This is a genomic window from Alkalibacterium sp. f15 (genome assembly GCF_049389645.1).
GTDB lineage: Bacteria > Bacillota > Bacilli > Lactobacillales > Carnobacteriaceae_A > Alkalibacterium.
In genome coordinates, this window is the sequence record NZ_CP186540.1 from 1,384,741 (window position 1) to 1,407,204 (window position 22,464).

The 22,464-nt window shown below is 41.0% G+C and carries 24 protein-coding genes and 1 riboswitch; of the genes, 20 read left to right on the plus strand and 4 right to left on the minus strand.

Translation table 11 applies throughout. The annotated features are described in order from the left end of the window. Window positions 1-48: 48 nt before the first annotated feature. The 4 genes from lgt (at window position 49) to ACO1PF_RS06885 (ending at window position 2,086) form a co-directional block, all read left to right on the plus strand. A complete protein-coding gene (gene lgt, locus ACO1PF_RS06870; protein WP_423188332.1) occupies window positions 49-894 on the plus strand; it encodes a prolipoprotein diacylglyceryl transferase in 846 nt (281 codons plus the stop codon). A gap of 16 nt (window positions 895-910) precedes the next feature. Next, a complete protein-coding gene (locus tag ACO1PF_RS06875) occupies window positions 911-1,105 on the plus strand; it encodes an adhesion protein (RefSeq protein WP_423188333.1) in 195 nt (64 codons plus the stop codon). 8 nt (window positions 1,106-1,113) lie between these two features. After that, window positions 1,114-1,815 carry a TIGR01906 family membrane protein gene (locus ACO1PF_RS06880; RefSeq protein WP_423188334.1) on the plus strand — a complete coding sequence of 234 codons (702 nt, stop codon included), beginning with the start codon at window positions 1,114-1,116 and terminating at the stop codon, window positions 1,813-1,815. 139 nt (window positions 1,816-1,954) lie between these two features. After that, window positions 1,955-2,086 carry a glyceraldehyde 3-phosphate dehydrogenase NAD-binding domain-containing protein gene (locus ACO1PF_RS06885; RefSeq protein WP_423188335.1) on the plus strand — a complete coding sequence of 44 codons (132 nt, stop codon included), beginning with the start codon at window positions 1,955-1,957 and terminating at the stop codon, window positions 2,084-2,086. Window positions 2,087-2,229: 143 nt separating this feature from the next. Here ACO1PF_RS06885 and ACO1PF_RS06890 read toward each other — a convergent pair whose 3' ends face one another. Next, window positions 2,230-3,420 carry a coenzyme F420-0:L-glutamate ligase gene (locus ACO1PF_RS06890; RefSeq protein WP_423188336.1) on the minus strand — a complete coding sequence of 397 codons (1,191 nt, stop codon included), beginning with the start codon at window positions 3,418-3,420 and terminating at the stop codon, window positions 2,230-2,232. 193 nt (window positions 3,421-3,613) lie between these two features. Here ACO1PF_RS06890 and ACO1PF_RS06895 point away from each other — a divergent pair, with 193 nt between their 5' ends. The 7 genes from ACO1PF_RS06895 (at window position 3,614) to ACO1PF_RS06925 (ending at window position 13,126) form a co-directional block, all read left to right on the plus strand. Beyond that, entirely contained in the window at window positions 3,614-4,336 is a 723-nt protein-coding gene (locus ACO1PF_RS06895) for a MurR/RpiR family transcriptional regulator (RefSeq protein ID WP_423188337.1), read from the plus strand. Between the two features lie 165 nt (window positions 4,337-4,501). Continuing rightward, window positions 4,502-7,060, plus strand: a complete 2,559-nt coding sequence (locus tag ACO1PF_RS06900; RefSeq protein WP_423188338.1) for a hypothetical protein — start codon at window positions 4,502-4,504, stop codon at window positions 7,058-7,060. 18 nt (window positions 7,061-7,078) lie between these two features. Further along, window positions 7,079-8,695, plus strand: a complete 1,617-nt coding sequence (locus tag ACO1PF_RS06905) for a PTS transporter subunit EIIC (protein ID WP_423188339.1) — start codon at window positions 7,079-7,081, stop codon at window positions 8,693-8,695. Window positions 8,696-8,718: 23 nt separating this feature from the next. After that, entirely contained in the window at window positions 8,719-10,041 is a 1,323-nt protein-coding gene (locus ACO1PF_RS06910) for a 6-phospho-alpha-glucosidase (RefSeq protein ID WP_423188340.1), read from the plus strand. A 130-nt stretch (window positions 10,042-10,171) separates the two neighbouring features. Further along, complete coding sequence (locus tag ACO1PF_RS06915) at window positions 10,172-11,311, plus strand: glycerate kinase (protein ID WP_423188341.1); 1,140 nt, start codon at window positions 10,172-10,174, stop codon at window positions 11,309-11,311. Window positions 11,312-11,412: 101 nt separating this feature from the next. Next, on the plus strand, window positions 11,413-12,303 hold the full coding sequence (locus ACO1PF_RS06920) for a mechanosensitive ion channel family protein (RefSeq protein WP_423188342.1): 891 nt from the start codon (window positions 11,413-11,415) through the stop codon (window positions 12,301-12,303). Window positions 12,304-12,310: 7 nt separating this feature from the next. Continuing rightward, window positions 12,311-13,126 carry an aminoglycoside N(3)-acetyltransferase gene (locus tag ACO1PF_RS06925; protein ID WP_423188343.1) on the plus strand — a complete coding sequence of 272 codons (816 nt, stop codon included), beginning with the start codon at window positions 12,311-12,313 and terminating at the stop codon, window positions 13,124-13,126. 38 nt (window positions 13,127-13,164) lie between these two features. On the opposite strand, the gene ACO1PF_RS06930 is transcribed toward ACO1PF_RS06925, so the two are convergent. After that, on the minus strand, window positions 13,165-13,551 hold the full coding sequence (locus ACO1PF_RS06930) for a hypothetical protein (RefSeq protein ID WP_423188344.1): 387 nt from the start codon (window positions 13,549-13,551) through the stop codon (window positions 13,165-13,167). Window positions 13,552-13,765: 214 nt separating this feature from the next. Continuing rightward, window positions 13,766-13,869: riboswitch (TPP riboswitch) on the plus strand. Between the two features lie 40 nt (window positions 13,870-13,909). Between ACO1PF_RS06930 and ACO1PF_RS06935 the strand changes: the two genes are divergently transcribed. From ACO1PF_RS06935 to ACO1PF_RS06950, 4 genes are read left to right on the plus strand one after another with little or no spacing between them, the layout of a single operon-like run. Further along, entirely contained in the window at window positions 13,910-14,539 is a 630-nt protein-coding gene (locus ACO1PF_RS06935) for a YkoF family thiamine/hydroxymethylpyrimidine-binding protein (protein ID WP_423188345.1), read from the plus strand. Next, on the plus strand, window positions 14,536-15,123 hold the full coding sequence (locus ACO1PF_RS06940; protein ID WP_423188346.1) for an ECF transporter S component: 588 nt from the start codon (window positions 14,536-14,538) through the stop codon (window positions 15,121-15,123). Before ACO1PF_RS06935 ends, ACO1PF_RS06940 begins: the two co-directional genes overlap by 4 nt. Before the next feature lies 1 nt (window position 15,124). Continuing rightward, window positions 15,125-16,582: an ABC transporter ATP-binding protein gene (locus ACO1PF_RS06945; RefSeq protein ID WP_423190520.1), complete on the plus strand. Its 1,458-nt coding sequence runs from the start codon at window positions 15,125-15,127 to the stop codon at window positions 16,580-16,582. Next, window positions 16,579-17,289 (plus strand): energy-coupling factor transporter transmembrane component T family protein, encoded by a 711-nt coding sequence (locus ACO1PF_RS06950; RefSeq protein ID WP_423188347.1) that lies wholly within the window; start codon window positions 16,579-16,581, stop codon window positions 17,287-17,289. The genes ACO1PF_RS06945 and ACO1PF_RS06950 overlap by 4 nt, the downstream gene beginning before the upstream one ends. Window positions 17,290-17,391: 102 nt before the next feature. Here ACO1PF_RS06950 and ACO1PF_RS06955 read toward each other — a convergent pair whose 3' ends face one another. Beyond that, window positions 17,392-17,997 carry a GNAT family N-acetyltransferase gene (locus ACO1PF_RS06955; protein WP_423188348.1) on the minus strand — a complete coding sequence of 202 codons (606 nt, stop codon included), beginning with the start codon at window positions 17,995-17,997 and terminating at the stop codon, window positions 17,392-17,394. 422 nt (window positions 17,998-18,419) lie between these two features. On the opposite strand from ACO1PF_RS06955, the gene rplM reads away from it, so the two are divergent. From rplM to ACO1PF_RS06970, 3 genes are all read left to right on the plus strand, one after another. Beyond that, the gene (gene rplM, locus ACO1PF_RS06960; protein ID WP_410262396.1) at window positions 18,420-18,863 is read left to right on the plus strand and encodes a 50S ribosomal protein L13; all 444 of its coding nucleotides are present in this window, start codon (window positions 18,420-18,422) and stop codon (window positions 18,861-18,863) included. Between the two features lie 13 nt (window positions 18,864-18,876). Next, window positions 18,877-19,269, plus strand: coding sequence for a 30S ribosomal protein S9 (gene rpsI / locus ACO1PF_RS06965; RefSeq protein ID WP_071847967.1), 393 nt, complete (start codon window positions 18,877-18,879; stop codon window positions 19,267-19,269). Between the two features lie 195 nt (window positions 19,270-19,464). Continuing rightward, window positions 19,465-19,599: a hypothetical protein gene (locus tag ACO1PF_RS06970; protein WP_071847966.1), complete on the plus strand. Its 135-nt coding sequence runs from the start codon at window positions 19,465-19,467 to the stop codon at window positions 19,597-19,599. Window positions 19,600-19,816: 217 nt separating this feature from the next. Here the strand turns inward: ACO1PF_RS06970 and ACO1PF_RS06975 are convergent, their stop codons facing one another. Continuing rightward, complete coding sequence (locus ACO1PF_RS06975; RefSeq protein WP_423188349.1) at window positions 19,817-20,128, minus strand: CHY zinc finger protein; 312 nt, start codon at window positions 20,126-20,128, stop codon at window positions 19,817-19,819. An 868-nt stretch (window positions 20,129-20,996) separates the two neighbouring features. On the opposite strand from ACO1PF_RS06975, the gene ACO1PF_RS06980 reads away from it, so the two are divergent. Together ACO1PF_RS06980 and ACO1PF_RS06985 are read left to right on the plus strand one after the other, a co-directional pair. Continuing rightward, window positions 20,997-21,221 carry a DUF3953 domain-containing protein gene (locus tag ACO1PF_RS06980; RefSeq protein WP_423188350.1) on the plus strand — a complete coding sequence of 75 codons (225 nt, stop codon included), beginning with the start codon at window positions 20,997-20,999 and terminating at the stop codon, window positions 21,219-21,221. A gap of 92 nt (window positions 21,222-21,313) precedes the next feature. Next, complete coding sequence (locus ACO1PF_RS06985) at window positions 21,314-22,267, plus strand: NAD-dependent epimerase/dehydratase family protein (protein WP_423188351.1); 954 nt, start codon at window positions 21,314-21,316, stop codon at window positions 22,265-22,267. Window positions 22,268-22,464: the final 197 nt, after the last annotated feature.

Consider the following 22,464-nt stretch of genomic DNA (forward strand, 5'->3'; position numbering starts at 1 on the left):
AAATATTTACATTACTATATTAAATAGATTATTAAGGAGATTATTCATATGGTAGAACTTTTTAGTATTGGTCATTTCGGTATTTATTTGCTAAGCGTAACCAGTGCATTAGGCATGATTATTGGCTTGCTGCTCGTACAAAAGGAAGGGGAGCGTAAACGGCTAGATAAAGATAAGTTGATGGATTTAGGGATGTATACGGTCCTGTTTGGAATTTTAGGTGCTAGATTAGGTTACATACTGTTTTTTAATTTGGACCATTATTTAGAGAATCCTCTGGATATATTTAAAATCACGCAAGGAGGATTATCTATTCAGGGTGCGATTCTCATAGGTGGGACGTTTGCGTTCTGGTATATGAAAAAGAAAAAAATGCCTATTTGGAAAACAGCAGATACCCTCGTTCCGGGAGTGATTTTAGGTCAAGCTATCGGTCGAGTTGGCTGTGATGTTTTTGGCATACCGATGAGTCAAAATTGGCCATGGGGTGTAATGGTAGGTGGTGAATTACTTCATCCAGCTCAGCTTTATGAAGTGGCATTAAACTTTATGTTATTTTTAATCATATGGAAAAGAAGACAAAATGCTAAATTTGATGGAGAGTTATTCTTTATATATATAATAGGATTTGCTTTCAACAGGTTTATTGTAGAGTTCTTTAGATCGAATCCTCAGGCATTTGGCTCGTTAAGCATTGCTCATGTTATGAGTTTAGTGATTGTAGCCTTAGGTATACTTCTCTTATTCTTCATGAGAAATAAAAATACGAATAGTGTAATCTCTAATGACGAAGAAGTCATCTTAAGTAATACATTAGTCTATGGAATCATAGCTATAAGTTTTATCATTTCTGTAGTTTTCTATTATGGTATCCATTTTATATATAGTCGTTAATTTAGGAGGAATGAACATGGAAACAGTTATATTTATCGTCGTTATGCTTGTAGGACATATACTTATGATGTATTTTATGCCAGGTATGCATGGTAGACATGCGCATACAGAAAGTGATCAAACAAACAATAATTCATTAGAAAAAGAAAATAAACAGCTAAAAGAAGAAGTGTACGAATTGAAATCAAAAGTAAGACGTAACGAAAGATGAGGACATCGTTGAAGCAAAGAATTATAAAAATTTCAGGATTTATTTTAATCTCATTTTTCGTTTTGTCTTTATCAATCACTATTACGATCAACTTTATTCCTTTATATGCATTTGATATTAATTATCTAAATATTTCGACATATGTAGACATACCAAGAGAACAAATTTTAGCAAATTATCGGATTCTACTTGATTATTTGAACTCACCTTGGATTTCTGAACTAGACATGCCGGATTTCCCGAGTTCAAATAGTGGGTTATTTCATTTTTTGGAAGTGAAAAAATTATTTTTACTGAATTACTTGATTCTTACAATTTCAGGAACAGGGACATTCTTTTTTCTGGTGTATGCAAAAAACAAGAAACTGTACAAAAGTTTTCTTTTGTACTTTCAATTTGGAATACTTCTGTCACTGACAATTATAGTTACTATCATTATTCGTTTTGATGCATTATTTTTACTATTTCATCAGACGTTTTTCAATAATGATGCATGGCTATTCAATCCTGCTACCGATCCTATAATTTTGGTATTACCCGCTGAATTTTTCATGCATAACTTTTTGTTAGCATTCGGACTAGTTGAAATGTTTCTGGTTGTCGGTTATGTCATTGCGAAGATTGAAATTAGAAACCAGGATAACTTAACACAAAGAAAAGGTTTAATAAGACAGATAGGTGTTGAGAATGAGTTTTCAACTGTAAAATAAAAAAGTGAAATCTCTGCAGATTTTTACTATTCTCGAAGTGTCAAAATTCAATATCTTACATACTTGAACATAGGGTATGAAGAAACTAACTCAGTACTTTTGGTGTACTTAATATAAAACCAAGAGATAGAGCAATAAAATGTTTGCGAAAATTGCGATTAATGGATTCGGACGTGTGGGTAGTACTTTTTTAAGAAGATTATTGGCTATAACTACAGATTTGGAATTTGTAGTTATCAACGATTTAGGAGATGTTGAAAACATAGCCTAACTCCTGAAGTTGATTAGGAAGAAAACATTAATTAGCCATTTTTTGTAAGAGTCGTCAATTTGGCAGATACAAATGAGACACTAAATAGTACGAAAAAAAGGTCACAGGAATTTTCCTGTGACCTTTTGCGTATCTCGATCTAATTAATTTGAGAAGTTATCAAAGTAGCCTTGGATATGGATGATCGGTGTGCCTTTATCTCCACTACCTGAAGTCAGGTCGGATAAGGAGCCGATCAAATCGGTCAAGCGTCTGGGCGTGGTCCCTTGAGCTTCCATCTGACCAACCAGGTCCGACTGCTTGTTCACGATATGATCCGTGATGGCTGTCTTGAGTTCGGCCCCACTTAAGTGTGAAAAGTTATTATCGGCTAAATACTTCAATTTCATTTCATTCGGTGTACCTTCCAGACCTATTGTGTAGGCGGGAGAGACAACTGGGTCGGCTAATTCCCAGATTTGACCGACAGGATCTTTGAACGCGCCGTCACCATAGATCATGACTTCAATGACTTTTCCTGTGGCTTCTTTCAAACGTTTTTGGATCGCCTCGACTAAAGGCTGGCCGTTATCCGGAAAGAGTTTGATTGAATCTTCAGTTGCTTTATTTGAACCAAGCAAACCGTATTTTCTGTTGAAGCCACTGCCGTTCATAGACTCTGACAAGACATCGTCAAGGCCGAATACTTTTTCTGCCCCGGCAGCTTTAACCAGCCGTTTTGTGCGTGAGCGGCTGTGAATATCACATGCCAGCACATTTTTTGTGTAGTCGACAATGATTTTGGCATCGTTGGAAAAAATAACTTCACAGTTTGCGCCTTCAGCTTCAATAAGTGATTTGTAATACTCGATATAATCCACACCAGTAAAGTGATGCTTTTTAAAACCGAAGTGTTTGCGGAAGTCTGCTTCTGTCAATACGTCAGACCAAGGATTGATGCCTGCTTCGTCTAGTTCATCTAACGAGACCAAATGGTTGCCCACTTCATCTGACGGGTAGCTCAGTAGCAAGACAACTTTACCGACACCGCGTGCGATCCCTTTCAAGATATTGGAGAAACGGTTTCGGCTTAAAATAGGGAAAACAACGCCGACGGTTTCGCCATTAAATTTATGCCCGATATCCGTTGCGATTGCGTCAAGTGATGCGTAATTGCCTTGTGCGCGCGCCACGATGGATTCAGTCATTGAGATGATATCACGGTCCATAAAGGTGTACCCGTCTGATTTAGCCGCATTTAATACAGTTTCCACAACAATATTTTCCATATTGTCGCCTTCTTTAATGATAGGACTACGCAGTCCTCGAACAACAGTACCTAAAGCTCTTTCCAAAATGATCTCTCCCGATATTAATATTTGTTGTTAATAGTTTCAGTCGGTTTTAGACAGTCTAAAACCCTTATACAGTATACACATAAGAGCAGAAAAAAGAAAATAGATTTAAGTTATTTGTCCATTTTGAGTCATTTGAAGTAAAATAAAACTGTGCTACAACCTGAAGTATTGAAATAAGGGAGTGGAGAAAATGTATCGAGTTATTCATCAATTAAAAGAGCGTAATTTTGATAGATCTGTAACAAAAAGTGAAGCGGCTGTACTGGATTATTTAGAAGAAAATTTCAAGAAGATCCCTGGTTTAACAGTCATTAAAGTTGCCCAAGAAAGCTACACATCACAGGCAACGATCAACCGGACTAGTAAATTGCTGGGGTTCGCTGGCTTTAGTGAGTTAAAGTATGCCATCAGAGAAGATATAGAAAAAATGAAATCAAAATCCTCGATACATATTCGTAATACAGAGTATATTTTAAATAAGATCGACTTTCAAAGTGCGAATGAATTAGTGAAATATGTATATAAAAATCGGCATCATCTTCTATTATTTGGTCTCGGTGCATCCCACGTATCAGCCCAATATATGGCACGACAACTTTTATATTTGGGAATCCCTGCTATTGTCGTTTCCGAATTACAAATGGTGGAGAAGTTTAAAGATTATAGCATAGTTATTTTATCTAGTTCTGGTGAAACGCAGCGTTGTTTACAATTGATGCACGATGCTCAAAAAGTAAAAATGAACGTTTTGTCCATAACAAAGAAAGACTCATCACTGATGCTGGGAAGTAAAATTTCGTTTCATCACGATGTACCTGTAGACAAGATGGATGGGATTTCTCGAGAGCAACAGATCCATATGATATTGATGGTCAATGAGGTAATCAACCAATTGAAAATGGAATATTTTTAATATGCTCGGTGACACGTTAGTCGGTTTCTGATACTTTATGTTAGTTTGGTCTAGCAGAAGAATCAGCAACCGCTTTTTTTTGGATAATTATCCCTCTCTTTGGAGTTCCACAAGAAATGTAAGCGGTATACTGTGCTTATGATAAATAAAAAAGAGGAGAATTATATGAAAAGAGATATAAAAATTTTGATGCATACCCACTGGGATAGAGAATGGTATTTTACGAAAGATGAAACGAAAGTACTGTTACGAAATCACATGCAGGAAGTCATGGGATTCTTGGAGGAACATCCGGATACGATCTATATTCTAGATGGACAAAGCGTGATGATCGATGATTATCTCGAATTAGAACCTGAAGCAGAACCGAGATTAAAGCAGTTGATCGAAAAGGGAAATTTAAGAGTGGGGCCATGGTATACACAAACAGATTTACTTTTAGTACATGGAGAATCGATATTCAGAAATCTATATTATGGTATCAAACGTGCAAGAGAATTTGGTCAGCCGATGTTAGTGGGATATGCACCGGATACGTTTGGTCATGCCAGTCAAATGCCGCAAATATATAAACAGTTTGGGATAGGATCGACTTTCTTTTGGAGAGGCTTTAGTGAATTGAAAGCTGAAAAGTCGGACTTCTTATGGAAAGGGATCGATGGGTCTGAAGTTGTCGGAGTAAATTTAGCGACCGGTTATCAAGGCGCTAAATATCTTGAGTCGGATCCAGTGGAATTAAAAGAGCGCATGAACAAGATCATGAAGGTCCTCGACAACTACTCAGCATCCAACGCACGACTCATCATGAATGGTCACGATCAAATGCCCATTCAGAAAAACATACATGATGTGATGGACAAGATCCAGCGTATGTATCCAGAAGACAATATAGCCATCAGTGACTTTGAGACCTATGTTGAACATCTAAATAAAGATGAACTGGAAGTCGTAACCGGAGAATTGACGGATAGTAAACATGCGCGTATACATCGGACGATTGGCTCAACACGTATGGATATCAAGCTGTTAAATAATGAAATCGAAAATGATCTCTATAATGTTTTAGAGCCGCTAGCTGTAATCGGAAGTCAGGCAGGTATTGCTTATCCTCATGGTGTTGTGGAAAAAATCGCCAAAACCTTATTCGGTACACATGCACATGATAGTATCGGTGGATGCAATTCAGATAAAGTGAATCAGGATATAAAGCAGCGCTTGCTGAATGCTAAAGAAATGGTAGACACGCAGATAGAGTTGCACCTCAGATTACTCACGATGGGTAACAAGGAAAGTGAAAAGACAATTGTTGTTGTCAACCCTATACCCGAACAGCAGAAGGATGCGATCGTAGAATACGAGATGCTGACGCGAAGTGAAGGGTTCAACATTTTGGATGAAGAAGGCGAAGCGTTAGCCTATTCCATTGTTTCTCAGCAGAAAGAAGACGCTGGATTAATCGATAGACAAGTAGCCGCTCGCCTGCAAGACATTACGGTATATCGCACCAAAGTTATTCTTCCTATCGGTAAAATCGAAGGATTGAGTGTTCGCTATTTCACTTATGAAGAGAAAAACGAAGCGGTTCTTCCTGAGAAAACGACACAAAACAGTATAGCCAATCAATTCGGTCAACTTTATATTGAAAATAATCAATTGAACTATAAAGATCTTGCAACTGATACTGAGTATTCAAACGTTTTATCTATTGAAAACAGTGGGGACGCAGGAGATAGTTACGATTATTCGCCACCTGCGAACGATTGGATCATCAATACTCAAGGAGAAGGGGAAATGACTGCGACCGTAATTGAGCAGACACATTACCAAGAGATGCAAATAGACTGGGATTTAACTGTTCCAGAAAATCATGAACTCAGAGAGCAAAAAGACGCTAATAAAATTGTGAGTTTCAAGGTCAAACTAAGAATGTATGCCGAAGACTCAAAGGTTTATGTCACGGTAGATCACACAAATAAAACAAAAGATAATCGATACAGGGTCGTCTTGAAAACAGGAATGATTTCGGACGAAGTAAAAGTTGACGGCTACTTAAGCAATCAGGTTAAACCGGTTTATCTAGAAAAAGCTTTGAGCATTTGGGAAAGCGATAAGTGGGTAGAAAAGCCAGTCAGTGTAGAAACGGCGCAAAGTTTCATTACCCTGAAAAAACAGAATGAGGCATTCACTGTCTATACGAAAGGCTTAAAAGAATATGAGGTGCTCGATGACTGTCTTCATCTGACTCTTTTCAGAACCTTTTCTCATCTCGGTCAGCGTGAATTGATCAACAGACCAGGCAGACCGTCTGGTATTGAAATAGAGACACCGGATAATCAGCTTCTAGGGCAATCTTTCACCTTCGACTTTGCGTTTGAAGTAGGGCATAAACACATGGAAGAAAGTAAAGTGGCAAAAGAATATTTATCCTCACTCGTAGGTTATCAATTGAAAGAATTTAATCGCTTCAATATAAATCCGAGAGACAAGGTAGCCAAAACCGACAAACACTTATCTTTAGAGCTTAACGGTCTCGTTGTTTCGGCTACGAAATTAACAGAAGAGGGCGAATTGTTCCTGCGCTTATTCAATCCCCATCAAGAAACGATCACACTAGAGCTTCCTGAATCGAGTTATTTAGCAACGGCTATGGAAGTGAAAGAGCAGAAGGCTGCTCAACTCATATTAGCATCACAGGAAATAGGGAATATCATCGTTCAACGATAAAAGAAAAGAGGTTTTAAAATGTCAAACTTCAAAAAGAATTTCCAGAGTTTCGGAAAATCGCTTCTTTTTCCAATTAGTTTATTGTCGTTCATGGCTATATTCCTAGGATTAGCAGCGGCCTTACAGAATCCAAACATCATTGAGGTAGCCCCATTTTTGGGAAATGAAACACTGCAACAGATTTTCGGGATGATCCGTAGACTTGCGGGCTTGCCGTTTGGTTATCTTCCACTATTGTTTGCGATGTCTATACCATTAGGCATGGTGAAGAGAGACAAAGAAGTAGCCGTATATGCGGGTGCAGTAGGTTATATCGCTATGTTGATCGGGATGAGCTACATCCTTCAAGTGCAGGGATTCACGACTGATACAACATCGATCGTCCACTTAATGGATGTTGAAGGTTTGAGTCAAGTCGATGCAACATTACAAAATTCATTATTTACGAACACTATAGGTATATTCGTCTACAACACGAATGTTATCGGCGGGATTATTGCCGGTTTGATGGGCGTATTCCTGCACAATAAATTTAGAGAAACGGAATTACATCCATCCCTGACTTTTTATAGTGGCAAGCGTTTTGTTCCTATCGTTGCAGCAATCGTTTTGGCTTTTGTAGGGATAGTATTGGCATTCATATGGCCGTTAGTCAACCAGGCGATCATTGCTGTGGGTGGACTGATCAGCGAGAGTGGCTCGTTTGGTATTTTCTTGTACGGCTTTACTGAGAAAATAATCAATCCAACCGGTCTCCATCATATCCTAAATCAAACATTTAGATTCACTGCCTTAGGTGGAGTTGAAAATATAGACGGAGAATCCTTAGTAGGGGCTTTACAAATCTACCTTTATCAGCTCGATAATAATCTGTCGTTCTCAACGGATGCCACGGCATTTCTAGCTCAAGGTAAAATATTACACATGGTCTTTGGTATGCCAGCTGCTGTATTGGCAATGTATAAAATGGCTCGACCTGAAAAAAGAGACCGTGTATTGAAATTCTTTTTAGCTGGGGTCACAGCGGTCATATTAACAGGAATCACAGAACCGATTGAATTTACCTTTATCTTTATTTCTCCCATTCTATGGATCGTAAATGCTATCTTTGCAGGTTTAGCTTTCTTAGTACCCGCATTGCTTAATGTAGGAATAGGAAATATTCAAGGAGGGATCATTGACTGGGTAGTATTCGGAATGCTTCAAGGAATGGAAACAAGATGGTATATCTATCTGATAGCAGGACCGATATTCTTCGCGATGTATTACTTCTCGTATGTGTTTATCATCTCCAAATTCAATGTCATGACGATCGGCAGACGAGAAACGGATTTCGAAGATGAAGATGAAGTCGATACGAATGTAAGTGTTGCAGAAGCAGACAGAGCAACAGCAGAAAATATTATCAATGGTCTTGGTGGTATTCAAAATATCACAGATGTAGACAACTGCATCAGCCGTTTGCGAGTCGAAATTAAAGATAGTCAGTTGATCGATGAGAGTCTCATCAAACGTACACAACCCAACGGCATAGTAAGACCCGATGACAATACCATTCACATCGTTTATGGTGGGCGCATTTCAAAAATCAGAAATATTGTTGATAATTATATGTATGAAAGGAAAAATTCATAAAGTCTAGAGAGAGGAGTTTATTTATGAGAAAAAATAATATCGTACTCGTCGGTGGCGGATCCACGTGGACGCCGGGGATCCTAAAAGCGATGACAACACACTTAGATGAGTTTGCAATCAGTCGAATCGTCCTTTACGATATCGATGAAAAGAGACAAGAAGTCATTGGGGAATTCGCGAAAATTTTATTTGAAGAAGAAGCACCCGAAATAGAATTTCTCTACACGACGGACAAAGAAGTTGCTTTCAAAAATGTCGATTTTGTTTTCTGTCAGATGCGTACAGGCGGATTTGATATGCGGGAAAAAGACGAAAAAATCCCGCTCAGCTTGGGTGTCATCGGTCAAGAAACATGTGGGGCCGGCGGTTTTGCTTACGGACTGCGCTCGATCCGTGATATGGAAGAGATGGTCAAAGATGTACGCCGTCTTAGTCCAGATGCTTGGATCCTCAATTACACTAATCCAGCAGCCATTGTCGCATTAGCCCTGGATCAATTATTCCCTAAAGAGGATAAAATTTTAAATATCTGTGATCAACCGGTCAACTTGTTACGCTCGTTTGCGAGTCTGATCGATCATGACGTGAATAAGTTTGAACCCGTGTATTTCGGGCTCAATCACTTCGGATGGTTTACTCACATTTATGATGAAACGGGCAAAGACCGTGCACCCGAAATAAAAGAGATTATTCTAAATGGCGGATTCAGGCCCGTTGATGCTGAACAAAGAGATCAGTCATGGTTAGAAACGTATGCCATGGTTGAAGATATGTTAGTAGACTTCCCAGATTATCTGCCGAACACCTACTTGCAATACTATCTTTATCCTGAGTATAAATTGGCGAAACTTGATCCAGACTGGACACGAACAGATGAAGTACGCATTGGCAGAGAAAAAAAAGTATTCGAAGAGTGTCGACGTATCGTTTCAAATGGAACAGCGAAAGATTCAAAAGTCGTACACAACGATGCTCATGGCGATATGATGGTAGAAGTTGCGGCCTCTATCGCTAATAATTCAAGAAAAACATTCGTTGTCATGGTGAGGAATGAGGGAATCGTCTCAAACCTTCCGGAGGATAGCATGATAGAAGTCGCTGCCTCCTTAGGTGCAAATGGTCCGGCACCGTATGCAGTTGGTAAAATCGACACCTTCTATAAAGGGTTGATTGAAAACCAGCATGCATTTGAGCGATTAACTGTTGAGGCGTATATGGAAGGCTCGTACACGAAAGCGTTACAGGCCTTAACGCTGAATCGCACTGTTGTCGATGCAAAGAAAGCACGTAAAGTGTTGGATGCATTGATAGAAGCAAATAAAGACTATTGGCCAGAGCTGAAATAACTTTTGAGAGAGGCGCAGCGGTTTCTCGTTGCGCTTTTTACATTAGTAGGAAAGTACACCGAATGTACGGTTTTCAAAAAGAAAGCTATGCTATACTGAAATCAAATGTACGAGAGGAGTCAGGAAATCTATGAAGATACTTGCAGCAATCGATTCATTCAAAGGCTCGATGACGAGTGAACAGGCGAATCAGTGCGTAAAAGAAGCCTTGCCGGAGCATGCCGTGACCTGTTTCCCGATAGCTGATGGCGGCGAAGGCACAGTGGATGCTTTCGTCAATGTGATGAACGGGGAAATGATCGCCCGGTCCATAACCGGAGTCAATGGGATGCCTTACATGGGGAAATGGGGATGGTCCGAAGAGGAGAAGACAGCCGTGATCGAAGTCGCTGAAGGGGCGGGTATTATCCAGGCCGATGATAAAAAAGAAACGTTCCACCCAAGCAATCACACCAGTCACGGCGTCGGCGAACAGATCCTGCAGGCGCTCGAATATGGCGCCGAGACGATCATCTTAGGCTTAGGGGGCAGTGCGACCGTTGACGGAGGTGTGGGGATCCTGCAGGCGTTAGGCGTAGTATTCATGGACAGCAGTGGTCAGCCGCTGCCGACTCTGCCCGTTCAGCTGTCCCGTATCCATGCGATCGACGCATCAAATCTTGATAAGCGCGTGAATGAGGTGAACTGGCAGATCGCTTCAGACGTCACCAACCCCCTGCTTGGCAAAAAGGGCGCCGTTTATATTTTCGGCGAACAAAAAGGATTAAATCAGAGCGAACTCCCAGACTATGACGCGGACATGAAAAAGTATGCGGAACTGGTAACGCATGTGACCGGGAATGATGAAAGAGACACTGAAGGAGCTGGAGCGGCCGGTGGGATAGGCTTTGCCGCCTTGTCCTTCTTCCCGTGTCAGTTTGAAAGCGGACTGTCACTCTTGGCCGAAAAAGGGGAGCTGGAAACCTTGATCAAACAAGCTGATCTAGTCATTACCGGCGAAGGGAAATTCGACGGCCAGTCGCTCGGTGGAAAAGTCCCGGTCGGTATCAGCCGGTTAGCAAAACAATACGAGGTTCCGGTGATCTTGTTTGCCGGAAAAATCGAGGGTGACCATGTAGCCATCGAAGAAGAAAACCTTCAGGCACTCGTCCCCATCGTGGATGCACCGATGACTCTGGACGAAGCGATGGAACAGGGACCAGCTTTACTTGAAAAAGCAGTTAAGCGAACCGTTCATTTAATGGCCTTTGGAGAAAGAATGAGACATTGACACCGATGCTTGGCCGGTGCAAAATAATCCACATCAGACGGCCAACCTGTTATCATTGAGGTATAACTTACAACCTTAGCAGGTTCAGAAAAGGAGTCTCGATGATGAGAGAGTGGATCACAGAGTACACGGAGGCTTACCCGTTAGTAACCAATATTGTCATTTTTGTTTTGATCATCGTATTTCTTTTAATGATAAGACGCTTGATCTTAAATCGTTTATACAGAAGGTTCAAGGGGTCGGATAATTGGTACGTCACCCGGAAAATGGCAAAATGGTTGAACAATTTGATCCTTGTGCTGGCTTTTGTATACATCTTTGGAAGTAATTTAAGTGGGTTCTCTACGGCTATAGGACTGGCAGGCGCCGGTGTAACCTATGCATTAAGAGAAGTAATCGTCAGTTTTGCCGGCTGGTTCGCCATCATGTTTGGAGACTTTTTCAACACCGGAGACCGTGTCTTGCTGGGCGGAACCAAAGGGGATGTGGTCGATATTGGAATGTTGCGGACAACACTCATGGAAATGGGTGAGTGGGTAAACGGTGACCAGTATACGGGACGCATTGTACGTGTCGCGAACAGTTATATTTTCACGTCGCCGGTATACAACTACACAGCCGACTTTAAATTTTTATGGGATGAGATTCATGTCCCGCTGCACTTTGACAGTGACATCAAGCTGGCTAAAGGAATTGTATTGGCCATTGCGGAAGACACCATCGGTAACTATAACAAACAGGCTGAAGAAGAGTGGGGTAACATGAAACGTCGCTACCGCATAGAAAATGCTTCTTTGAAACCGCAGGCATTTATCTCGTTTGATGATAATTTCATCACTTTGAGCTTAAGGTATATCGTGGACACAAGAGAGCGGCGGGGAGTCAGAGACCGCATGTTTACGGCCATCTTGGACCAGTTCAAAGAAGTGGAAGACAGAATAGAACTGGCGTCTGAAACATTCGAAATCGTGCATCATGAAAAGGGGAAATAGAGCTGATATGAAAAAACTGATTAAGCAGACAACTGAACCAAATACAGTTGCATCACTAGCGGACGACCTTAGACAATTGGGAATAAAATCGGACATGACACTGCTCGTTCATACGTCCCTGTCAAAAATCGGCTGGGTAAATGGTGGGGCAGCGGCGCTCGTGGAAGCTCTTATTAATGTCGTAGACAAAGAAACCGGCACACTGGTCATGCCGACCCACACCAGTGACTTGAGTGAGCCGTCGAAATGGGAGGACCCGGCTGTTCCAAAAAACTGGTGGCCGGTGATACGCGAAACAATGCCGGCATATGATCCGAAAACTACGCCGTGTCCCTACATGGGTGTGGTTCCTGATCTGTTCCGTACCTATCCCGATGTACTGAGAAGTGACCATCCGACTGTCTCGTTCGCCGCCCGGGGGAAAGATGCCAAGGATATCGTTTCAGATCACTCCCTGGACTTCGGACTCGGCGAACACTCGCCGCTTAAAAAGCTTTACGATAAAAATGCTATGGTCTTAGCTATTGGAACGGATTACGACGCCTCAACAGCCATGCATCTAGGCGAATACCGGGCACCAAACGCAGAAACGATGGAAGAAGGGGCACCGAGAATAGTTGACGGCGAACGTGTATGGCAGACGTTTAAAGACATCGAGCTGGAAGAGGAAAATTTTCTGATTATTGGCTACCAGCTGGAAGAGGACGGCCGGGTCAAAACCGGAAAGATAGGCAATGCAGTGGCCAAGTTGTATCTGGTGAAAGATGCGGTGGACTACTCTACCCGTTTCTTCTCGACTCACCGCAGCTTTACGAGAAACTGAACCCAATGCGGACCTGATCAGGCGAGCCGCCTGATCATTCATCTTGAGCAGATGCCAACAAGAGCCAACTTAGGCAAACTCAGCGAGAAACCGATTTGAGTGATGCGAAGAAGAGCCAACTTAGGCAAACTCAGCGGGAAACCGATTTGAGTGATGCTAAGTAGAGTCAACTTAGGTAAACTCAGCGGGAAACTGATTTGAGTGATGCTAAGTAGAGTCAACTTAGGTAAACTCAGCGAGAAACTTATTTGAGTGGTGCGAAGAAGAGTCAACTTAGGTAAACTCAGCGAGAAACTTATTTGAGTGGTGCGAAGAAGAGTCAACTTAGGTAAACTCAGCGAGAAACCGATTTGAGTGATGCGAAGAAGAGTCAACTTAGGTAAACTCAGCGGGAAACCGATTTGAGTGATGCCAACAAGAGCCAACTTAGGCAAACTCAGCGAGAAACTGATTTGAGTGATGCCAATGCGGTCCTGATTAGGCGACTAGGCCTAATCAGTCAACTAGAGTAATACCAATGGCCCACTGTGACAAGCAAACACATGCAGAAACTATCTAATACAACCAAACATCATAATCGTTATTGTTGCGTTTAAACATGTATGATGTTAGAGTTTACATGTAATAAAAAAATTAAATACGAATGATCCTGGGAGTCTTTTCAAGAAGGCTGAGAGTGATGTATATCAGACCAGTAACCTGATCAGCGTAATGGCTGCGGAGGGAGATCTATATATGATGTCTCTTTCCTATGGATTTTTTTCGTTTGGAGGAGTTTTTTTAATGTCAAAAAACTATGTCAACTACGGAAAGTGTTCAGCTGGAAAGCCTGGTTCTACAATGGGAATTACAGGCGCTCGCTTCAACTTGTCACCGATGAGTGATGATTTTGAAACGATTATTTTAGATGCAATCAAGCAAGTCGATTTATCGAAAGTGTGGTCAGAAACCGATCATATCTCAACGGTTTATCGCGGAAAAGAAGAAGCGGTATTCGATGCACTGAAAGCGGCGTACGTGTTTGCTTACCGAAAAGGCGTGCACATGACCCTGGAAGCGACCGTATCAAAAGGGTGTCCTGGAGACAGTGACAGCGATTATACACTGGCATTGGATGACCCGAAAATCAACCGGGAAGAAAGCAAAGCCATCGACTTTCCAGTCATCGGTAAATTTGCCCTGTATCCGATGGGCTCGGATGACTATATGGCGACCATCGCTGAAGTCGTCAACGAAGGCATCGAACGTGGAGTCGTCACGGGTTCCGGACACTATGGGACCAACCTGGGCGGAAATGTCCAGGACGTCTTTGATTATCTGGAATATGTTTCAAACACTGTAGGCAAAGAAGTCAGTCACTACGTCAGTCAGATTACACTTCACTGCAGCGTACCGGAAGGAGAAATCGAATGAATAGAAACAAATTAACATTGCGCGATTATTTACTGATGGCGCTCATTTCGGTCGTGTTTGGCGTATTGTATTTGATGGCAGTCTATGCGGGAACAGCTCTGACCACCATCTTGACACCTTTCGGCTTAGGCGTGCTCGGGTATGAACCTTTTTTTGGTATCTGGTTCATGGCAGCGATCATCACGACCTATCTCATCCGCAAACCGGCCGTAGGCATCATCACCGAGGTCATTGCGGCTTTGATCGAAGTGATGCTCGGTAATATGTTTGGTGTCATGGTCCTTGTCTCTGCTTTTATACAAGGTGTCGGCGTCGAAATCCCTTTCGCGTTAACCAAATACGGAAAATATTCGTATAAAATCGCGATGCTTTCGGCTTTATCCGCTGCTGTATTGTCCTTTCTCTGGACAGGCTTTAGAAGTAATTACCTCGCAATGGACTGGCGGATCGTCGCCGCGATTTTCGTCGTTCGTTTACTGAGTTCCTTGTTCTTTACAGGGTACTTGTCAAAGCGTATCTGTGACAAGCTGGATGAAGCTGGTATCTTAAATCATAATCTGGAAACGAGTGAAATATTTGAGTAATGTGACTTTAGCAGTAGAAAATCTGTCTTTTGAAATCGGTGGCAAGAAACGCATCGATTCGGTTAGTTTTGAAGTGGGTAAAGGGGAAATCGTTTTGCTGTGCGGTGGAAGTGGCAGTGGTAAGAGCACCCTGGCCAATATCCTTATTGGCTACTATCCGGAATACGGTGGAAAACAAGACGTTTCCCATATCAGAATCAGCGGTGAAGATGTGCAGCATCAGTCTGTGGTAAAGCGTTCAGAGTCGGTCAGGACGATTTTTCAGAATGCCCGCTTGTCATTCAGTATGAAGACCCTGCGTGAAGAGCTGGTCTTTATTTTGGAAAACAGCCGGTTCAACCCTGATGAAATGAACGGGATCGTAGAAGATAAAGCGAGAGAATTCAACCTGGCGTATCTGCTTGACCGTTCGTTTGACGATTTGTCAGGTGGGGAGCTTCAGCGTGCCGCGTTCGTCTGTGCCGATTTAGTGGATGTCCCGCTTTATATCATGGATGAGCCTTTCGCAAACGTGGACGACGAAACGATGCAGGACTATATCCGCTACATGAAAGAACTGGTCAGAAAAGGAAAATCAGTTGTCATCATCGATCACCATGTCGACCGGTGGAACTGGGTGGACCGCTGGTTGCTGCTCGACAGCGCTCAGCAGCTTCATGATCTTTCTCTGATAGACTCGGAAACGACCATTCGAGAGCTGTTGACAAAAGAAGGAATCGTGGTGGATGTCTCGGCTGTTCCCAAAAGAGACCTGGAGTCAAAAGAGATTCTCTTGGAGCTGGACAAGGTAGCCGTTTATCACGAGAAAACGACACGAAAATCACTGTTCAAAAAAGAGACACAGACGAATACCTTGATCGAAGAAGCGCATTTCAACTTGAATAAAGGCTCGTTGACGGCACTGGTTGGACCCAGCGGTATCGGAAAGACGTCGCTCTTTAAAGCCATTTTAAATGTGTCCCCGTATAAAGGGGAGATACGTCTTCAGGGAAAAAACGTGAAGACGCTGAAACCAGAAAATTTGTATTCTAAAATCGGTCTGGTTTTCCAAGATCCGTCACTGCAGTTCGTTAAAACAAACGTTTTGGATGAAATGGTGCTGAGTCTCACGGCCTGGGAAAGCCTCGAAGAAGAGCAGGCAAAAGTGAAAGCAAGAGAAATACTGGATCAGCATCACTTTGAAGATCAAATCGGGAAGTCGCCCTGGATCATGAGTCAGGGGCAGCAGCGCCGGTTAGCCGTTTTATGTATGACCGTGGGGGACCAGAAATTATTGCTGGTGGATGAACCCACATACGGTCAGGATGCCAGAAACGCTAAGAAGATAATGGATAAGTTGAATGAACTCTGTCAGGAAGGCATGACGTGTCTGTTCACCAGTCATGACCACGAGTTAGTGGATGCTTATGCCGATCAGGTCTATGAAATCAAAGAGAAGAGGGTGTGTCAGGTCAGATGATCGATTCAATTAATCCAACGGTAAAAACTATCGGTACACTTATTGGCACGCTCATATTAGGTTTTACGTTTCAGTGGCAAGTAAACATTATCGTTGCACTGTTGTGCGTACTCTTTTTAGTGACTTCTAAACGAACCAACCCGACGACGTTGCTCAAAATAATGGTTCCGATCACACTTATTTCGCTCAGTTACTTCTTTACCGGTTGGATTTTTAGTTCTGAGCAGGCACTCTTTGCCTTGGCGAATAATTCGGTGCCTTCACCAAGCGGTAAGGATTTCGTCAATGGGCTGAATCTGGGCACGCGTATCTTTTCATTTGCCATGTTGGGCATCAGTTACAGCCTGACCACTGACCCGCATGAACTGATTGCGAGCTTTATCCAGCAGGCCAGGATGCCGATGAAGTTGGGCTATGCCATCTTGGCGGCTATCAACTTGACCTCGCTCATACAAAGGGAACGCGAGAATTCCAAACTGGCCCTTCAGGTGAGAAACATACCCGTCAAGCCGTTTGATACGAAACCCGTTTTCACGATGATGATCCGCATGGTCCGCTGGTCCGAGCACTTGTCTTTGGCGATGGAATCCAAAGGCTTCAGTGAGGACCGAGTCATGCAGATGCAGATGACGATCAAAACCCGAGATATTCTCTTTGCCGTCGGATTGCCCATGCTCATCGCCGTATTAGGCTTTGCTATTTTTTAAGATATGAAACAGACGATGAACGGCAATGCAGATAATTGAAAATAATTAAAAGACGTGCTTTATCGAGGAGTGATCCTTGGCTAAAGCACGTCTTTTGATTTTTTAAGAATCAGGTTTCTCATTTTCGATAAACTCTTCCACTGTCAGGCCAAGCTTCAAATCGTTGTAATAATGGCCATTCATATAGATGGCACGTCGAACGCTGCCTTCAACGATGAACCCGACCTTTTCATGCATGGTCTGAGAAGCCGTGTTGCCCTCTACACAACCCGAATTACATTTTTGAAGTCTCAGTTCAAAGAAAGCATACCGTAAAACGATCCGTATGGCCTCCTGTGCATACCCTCTATTTCGGAAAGGTCTGTAGATGCGAATGCCGAAACTGAACGTCCCGTTTTTCATGTCGATCGAATTGAGGTAGATGGCTCCGACATGTTCACCTTCCAGGTTATCGATTGAGAACATGAGGCCATTCTCATAGTCTTTGAAGTCGACCCATTCATCGATTTCCACTTTATCCATATCGAGACTCTTGGGTAACTCAACGCCCCAGTTCATGAGTCTGAAACCGTTACTGTCATTTGTTTCTTCATTTCTTAATGTCACATCTGTTTCTTTCATGGCACGCAGGACGACGTGGTTGCCTTTCCAGAAATTGTAATCAGTATTATTGAAGATAAATTCTTTTGGATTCCATTCATGTGTCATCTGTTCGTCTCCTCGCATTTATTTTTTTCGTCATAAACAAACAAGAAAACCATGATTCGTGTAAATTGATGTATTTAGAAAAGTTGTTAATTAATTTTAGCATAATTAAAGATAATAGAGGTAAGATAAGGCAGAGGATTGCAGAACTGACCGCTTAAAATGAGCGGCTTTGTCAACAAGATACACTTTTTTAAATGAAATGAGAAAATGTACTGAAAAAACAAAATAACGGTTGACATTACAACTCATTTGAGTTAGTATTTTAGATGGTATTGTTTGCCACCATAATAGGCGTCGGAAACTTATTCTGGAACAAACAACGAAGAGTCTTTCCCCTTTACATCAGATCGATACAGTAAAAGATAGGGAAAGCAATTATTGCTGAAACTGAAATTAGAAAAGAAAATTTGGAGGTTAAGATTGTGCGTACAACATTTATGGCAAATGAAAGTAACATTGAACGTAAATGGTATGTAGTCGACGCTACAGACATTCCTTTAGGACGTCTATCAACTGTCGTTGCATCTATTTTACGTGGTAAAAATAAACCTACGTTCACACCACACGTTGATACAGGTGACCATGTCATCGTATTAAACGCATCACACATTAAATTAACAGGTAAAAAAGCGACGGATAAACTTTATTCTCGTCACACTGGACACCCAGGCGGTTTGAAACAAGTAACTGCTGGCAATATGCGTACCAACAGACCTGAACGTTTAATCGAAACGTCTGTTAGAGGTATGATTCCTCATAACTCATTAGGACGCAAACAAATTAAAAAATTACATGTTTATGCTGGCGGAGAGCACAAAAACCAAGCTCAACAACCAGAAGTATTAGACATCACAAACTTGATTTAAGGAGGGACTTCAATTGACACAAGTACAATATTTAGGAACTGGTCGTCGTAAAAACTCAACAGCCCGTGTTATAATGACACCAGGTTCTGGCAAAATAACTTTCAACAAAAAAGATATTACTGAATACATTAACTTTGCTCACTTACACTTAGTAGTGAAACAACCGTTAGCTGTAACTGATACAGTAGATAGCTATGACATTAGAATCAATGTCAACGGTGGTGGATTCTCAGGACAAGCAGGCGCTGCTCGTCACGGAATCGCTCGTGCATTATTACAAGTAGATCCTGATTTCCGTCCAGCATTGAAAGCAGCTGGATTGCTAACACGTGATCCTCGTATGAAAGAGCGTAAAAAACCAGGTCTTAAAAAAGCGCGTAAATCTCCACAATTCTCAAAACGTTAAGCAACTCATTGTTGTATCAACGTTTACAAGAGCTTTTTGGTTCAAGTTGGTGCAAATCAGCTTAAACTTAATAAAGTGTGTACTAAAAAAGCATCAGCATTTTGCTGGTGCTTTTTTTATGGTACCGATTCAAGATGATCATTCCGATTATCGAGCGTAAAGAATGTAGCGACAGAATAAAAGGTGGTAAGAAAAATGAATTCAAAAGAAAAAATGTTAGAGTTAATCAAAGAGAAAAAAGCAGGCGGCGGAAAATCTATACAAAAAAAAGACACGCCAAAAAACGACCGAAAATATATGCGAAAAGCTCCAATACTTTTTAATAAATAATCGTATAGTTAACGAATAGGTGGAAAAGTAGGGAACCAACAATGTTAAATTGTTGGTTCCCTACTTTTTATATACTCTTCTTGTTCTTAAAGAAATGAATTGGAATAGTAAACCATTCTTTCTTCTAACAAAGAATCTAGCTAGTGTATTTTGCACTCGCAGTAGAATAATTGTTGAATGCTATTTAAGGCATACTTTAATAATTGAACGTAATACCTTAAACTTCAAAATATACATCATAATGAAACCGACAATCCGGATTGAAATGTGCGGCGCAGTGTGAACATGTTTGATGAGCCATATACTCCTCTATGTTACATTCGGTTAAACATTCTCCGCAAAGGATTGCTTTTTTAGAAAACTCTTCTTTAGACCAGCGCTTTTTAGTATGATTTACACTTTCATCATGGCATTTATAACAAGGATAATAGTCTCCACAGCATTTAAATTTGATCGCGACAATATCTTTCTCTCCATGATAATGTTTACACCGTGTCTGATGATCAATCAAAAATCCTTTTACCTTCATAACATGTCTTTCTCCTTTGTTTGCTTTTTCAAACGCAACAATACTATATAAGAAATTTCAGCGTCAAACAAGGGCTGAAGATCATAGACCAAATCTACAAGAATTTCATTTTTTTGAACTAAATCTGTTTATTAAAAGAGAGAGTACGTCTTGAGTACTTATAACAAATACATATTTACTCTTAATATAATATAAATTCAACTATAAGATTATAGAGCAAGTTATCTTGTGATTTAGTATATTTAATGAAAATAATTATTGTGAGGTTGATTATGAAAATAGAGTGCGAAATAGAAGAAGAAGATTTTAGTAAAAACCATACACAAAATTCTCCGTAGCAAAAGAATATGTACACTATGATGAGGTTTCTATTACCAATACTTTGTTTGCTAGTCATCTACTTCTCGGGAACACTGCTATTCAATCAACCAGGCGTATACTGTATTATTATTGTTTTATGTTTATTGGATTTACTCTTATCCGAAAAAATATTAGAATACGATGATATGAGCATTCTTTACTAAAGTGCCGTATCTGCATATATCATTCCCAAAAGATATCTGAATGATCAAAATATAACTGATATCCATGCTATTCTCAAATAATAATCTTCGAATTAAAGAAATTCCTATACAGGGAGTTTCTTTTTTTATAAATTAGGTCGTCTAGTATTTTCTCGATATGAATAATAGTTATAGGTAGTCTTTAAAATTCCAAATGATAAGTTCTAAAATGAGTTCGAAGTGACGTAAGTGTATAACCTAGCTTGTCATTAGTGATATAGGATTTCACTGAGCAGTTAAGTGTGTTAAATTATACTTAAACAAGAATACAGTCTTTAGATAAGAAGAGACAGGAGGTGTTCATTTTGTTAAAAGTATTACATATTATTTTTTCCATAATCGTGCTTTTTCTAGCAGGATTCAGCCTGATATTCCAAAACTTTGAAGGTCTACATTTTATAATGTTCTTCTTAGCTTTGACAATGTTGATTATGGGGTTAAAAGAATTCAAAGAAAATCGAAAAATTGCTGGATGGACATATGTAGTCATCTTTTTATTCCTATCAATTCAGGGATTTTTAATAAATTAAAGATTGCTTTGAGGGTTTTAATATTTTTAGCATCCCCAAAAGATCAATTGAGATAGTGAGTCGAAGAATAGTTATTACAAGGAGGCAAAAAGATGAAAGTAGTCGTCATTGGTGGGAGTGGACACATTGGGACGTATTTAGTTCCTAAACTGGTAAGAGAAAATCATCAGGTTATTTCAGTCAGTCGCGGGAAAAGTGATCCGTATATCAAAGACTGGACGTGGGATAAAGCAGAACATGTCGCACTGGACCGCAGTAGTGATCCGGACTTTACGGCGAAAATTGCAGAGATGAACGCAGATGTAGTGATCGATCTGATCTGTTTTAAACTGGAAGAGGTCAAACAGATGGTGAGTGCGTTAAAAGATAGTGATCTTTCACATTACATTTATTGTTCAACGATTTGGACACATGGACGGGCGGAAACTGTTCCGGCAGATCCAAATGGGGTAAAACACCCACTGGATGAATACGGTAGCCAGAAATATGAAAGTGAAAAATATTTGAAGCATGAGTATCGCGTCAACGGCTTCCCGGCAACGATGATCAGTCCGGGACAAATCTGTGGTCCCGGCTGGTCAATCATCAGTCCGCTGGGTTACGGGGATGACAATGTCTTCCAGATGATCGCTGATGGGAAAGAAATCAGCCTCCCTAACTTAGGCATGGAAACCTTGCATCCAGTACACGCTGAAGATGTGGCGCAGATGTTTGTGGATGCGATGAACCACCGGACGCAGGCTTTGGGAGAGAACTTTCATGCTGTCTCAGAAGATTCACTGACGCTTTATGGATACGCCATGGCCATGTACCGCTTTTTCAAGCAGGAGCCCAAGATTGAGTTCCTGTCATGGGATAAGTGGGTCGATTACGTAGAGAGTGAACGACAGGCAAGTGTTTCCTATCACCACCTTGCCCGCAGCGGGTACTACAGCATCGAGAATGCTAAAAAACTCATTGAATACAAGCCAAGGTATTCGGCTACGCAAGTGGTAGAGGCAAGCATTCAAAGTTATATTGATCGCGAAGTGATTACACTTAAATAAGCTGTTTACGACAGTACTCGTTCAATCGGATTGATTCGATTGGGCGAGTTTTTTTGCAGATTTTTAAAAGTCATCGAAATGCTAGCTGAACCGTTGTTTATTAAGGTGAAAAGACTTATTGTATAAGGTGGAGTATCTTTTCATTTTTTTATAAGAATTTGATACCTATCATGACTAGAGCTTTCCGAAAACAGCTA

Coding starts and splice junctions, on each gene's coding strand:
- ACO1PF_RS06875 (WP_423188333.1), top strand. CDS start 911: ATGGAAACAGTTATATTTATCGTCGTTATGCTTGTAGGACATATACTT.
- ACO1PF_RS06940 (WP_423188346.1), top strand. CDS start 14,536: ATGAATAGAAACAAATTAACATTGCGCGATTATTTACTGATGGCGCTC.
- ACO1PF_RS06910 (WP_423188340.1), top strand. CDS start 8,719: ATGAGAAAAAATAATATCGTACTCGTCGGTGGCGGATCCACGTGGACG.
- ACO1PF_RS06895 (WP_423188337.1), top strand. CDS start 3,614: ATGTATCGAGTTATTCATCAATTAAAAGAGCGTAATTTTGATAGATCT.
- ACO1PF_RS06900 (WP_423188338.1), top strand. CDS start 4,502: ATGAAAAGAGATATAAAAATTTTGATGCATACCCACTGGGATAGAGAA.
- ACO1PF_RS06925 (WP_423188343.1), top strand. CDS start 12,311: ATGAAAAAACTGATTAAGCAGACAACTGAACCAAATACAGTTGCATCA.
- ACO1PF_RS06905 (WP_423188339.1), top strand. CDS start 7,079: ATGTCAAACTTCAAAAAGAATTTCCAGAGTTTCGGAAAATCGCTTCTT.
- ACO1PF_RS06920 (WP_423188342.1), top strand. CDS start 11,413: ATGATGAGAGAGTGGATCACAGAGTACACGGAGGCTTACCCGTTAGTA.
- ACO1PF_RS06950 (WP_423188347.1), top strand. CDS start 16,579: ATGATCGATTCAATTAATCCAACGGTAAAAACTATCGGTACACTTATT.
- ACO1PF_RS06935 (WP_423188345.1), top strand. CDS start 13,910: ATGTCAAAAAACTATGTCAACTACGGAAAGTGTTCAGCTGGAAAGCCT.
- ACO1PF_RS06975 (WP_423188349.1), bottom strand. CDS start 20,128: ATGAAGGTAAAAGGATTTTTGATTGATCATCAGACACGGTGTAAACAT.
- ACO1PF_RS06885 (WP_423188335.1), top strand. CDS start 1,955: ATGTTTGCGAAAATTGCGATTAATGGATTCGGACGTGTGGGTAGTACT.
- ACO1PF_RS06970 (WP_071847966.1), top strand. CDS start 19,465: ATGAATTCAAAAGAAAAAATGTTAGAGTTAATCAAAGAGAAAAAAGCA.
- ACO1PF_RS06915 (WP_423188341.1), top strand. CDS start 10,172: ATGAAGATACTTGCAGCAATCGATTCATTCAAAGGCTCGATGACGAGT.
- ACO1PF_RS06955 (WP_423188348.1), bottom strand. CDS start 17,997: ATGACACATGAATGGAATCCAAAAGAATTTATCTTCAATAATACTGAT.
- lgt (WP_423188332.1), top strand. CDS start 49: ATGGTAGAACTTTTTAGTATTGGTCATTTCGGTATTTATTTGCTAAGC.
- ACO1PF_RS06985 (WP_423188351.1), top strand. CDS start 21,314: ATGAAAGTAGTCGTCATTGGTGGGAGTGGACACATTGGGACGTATTTA.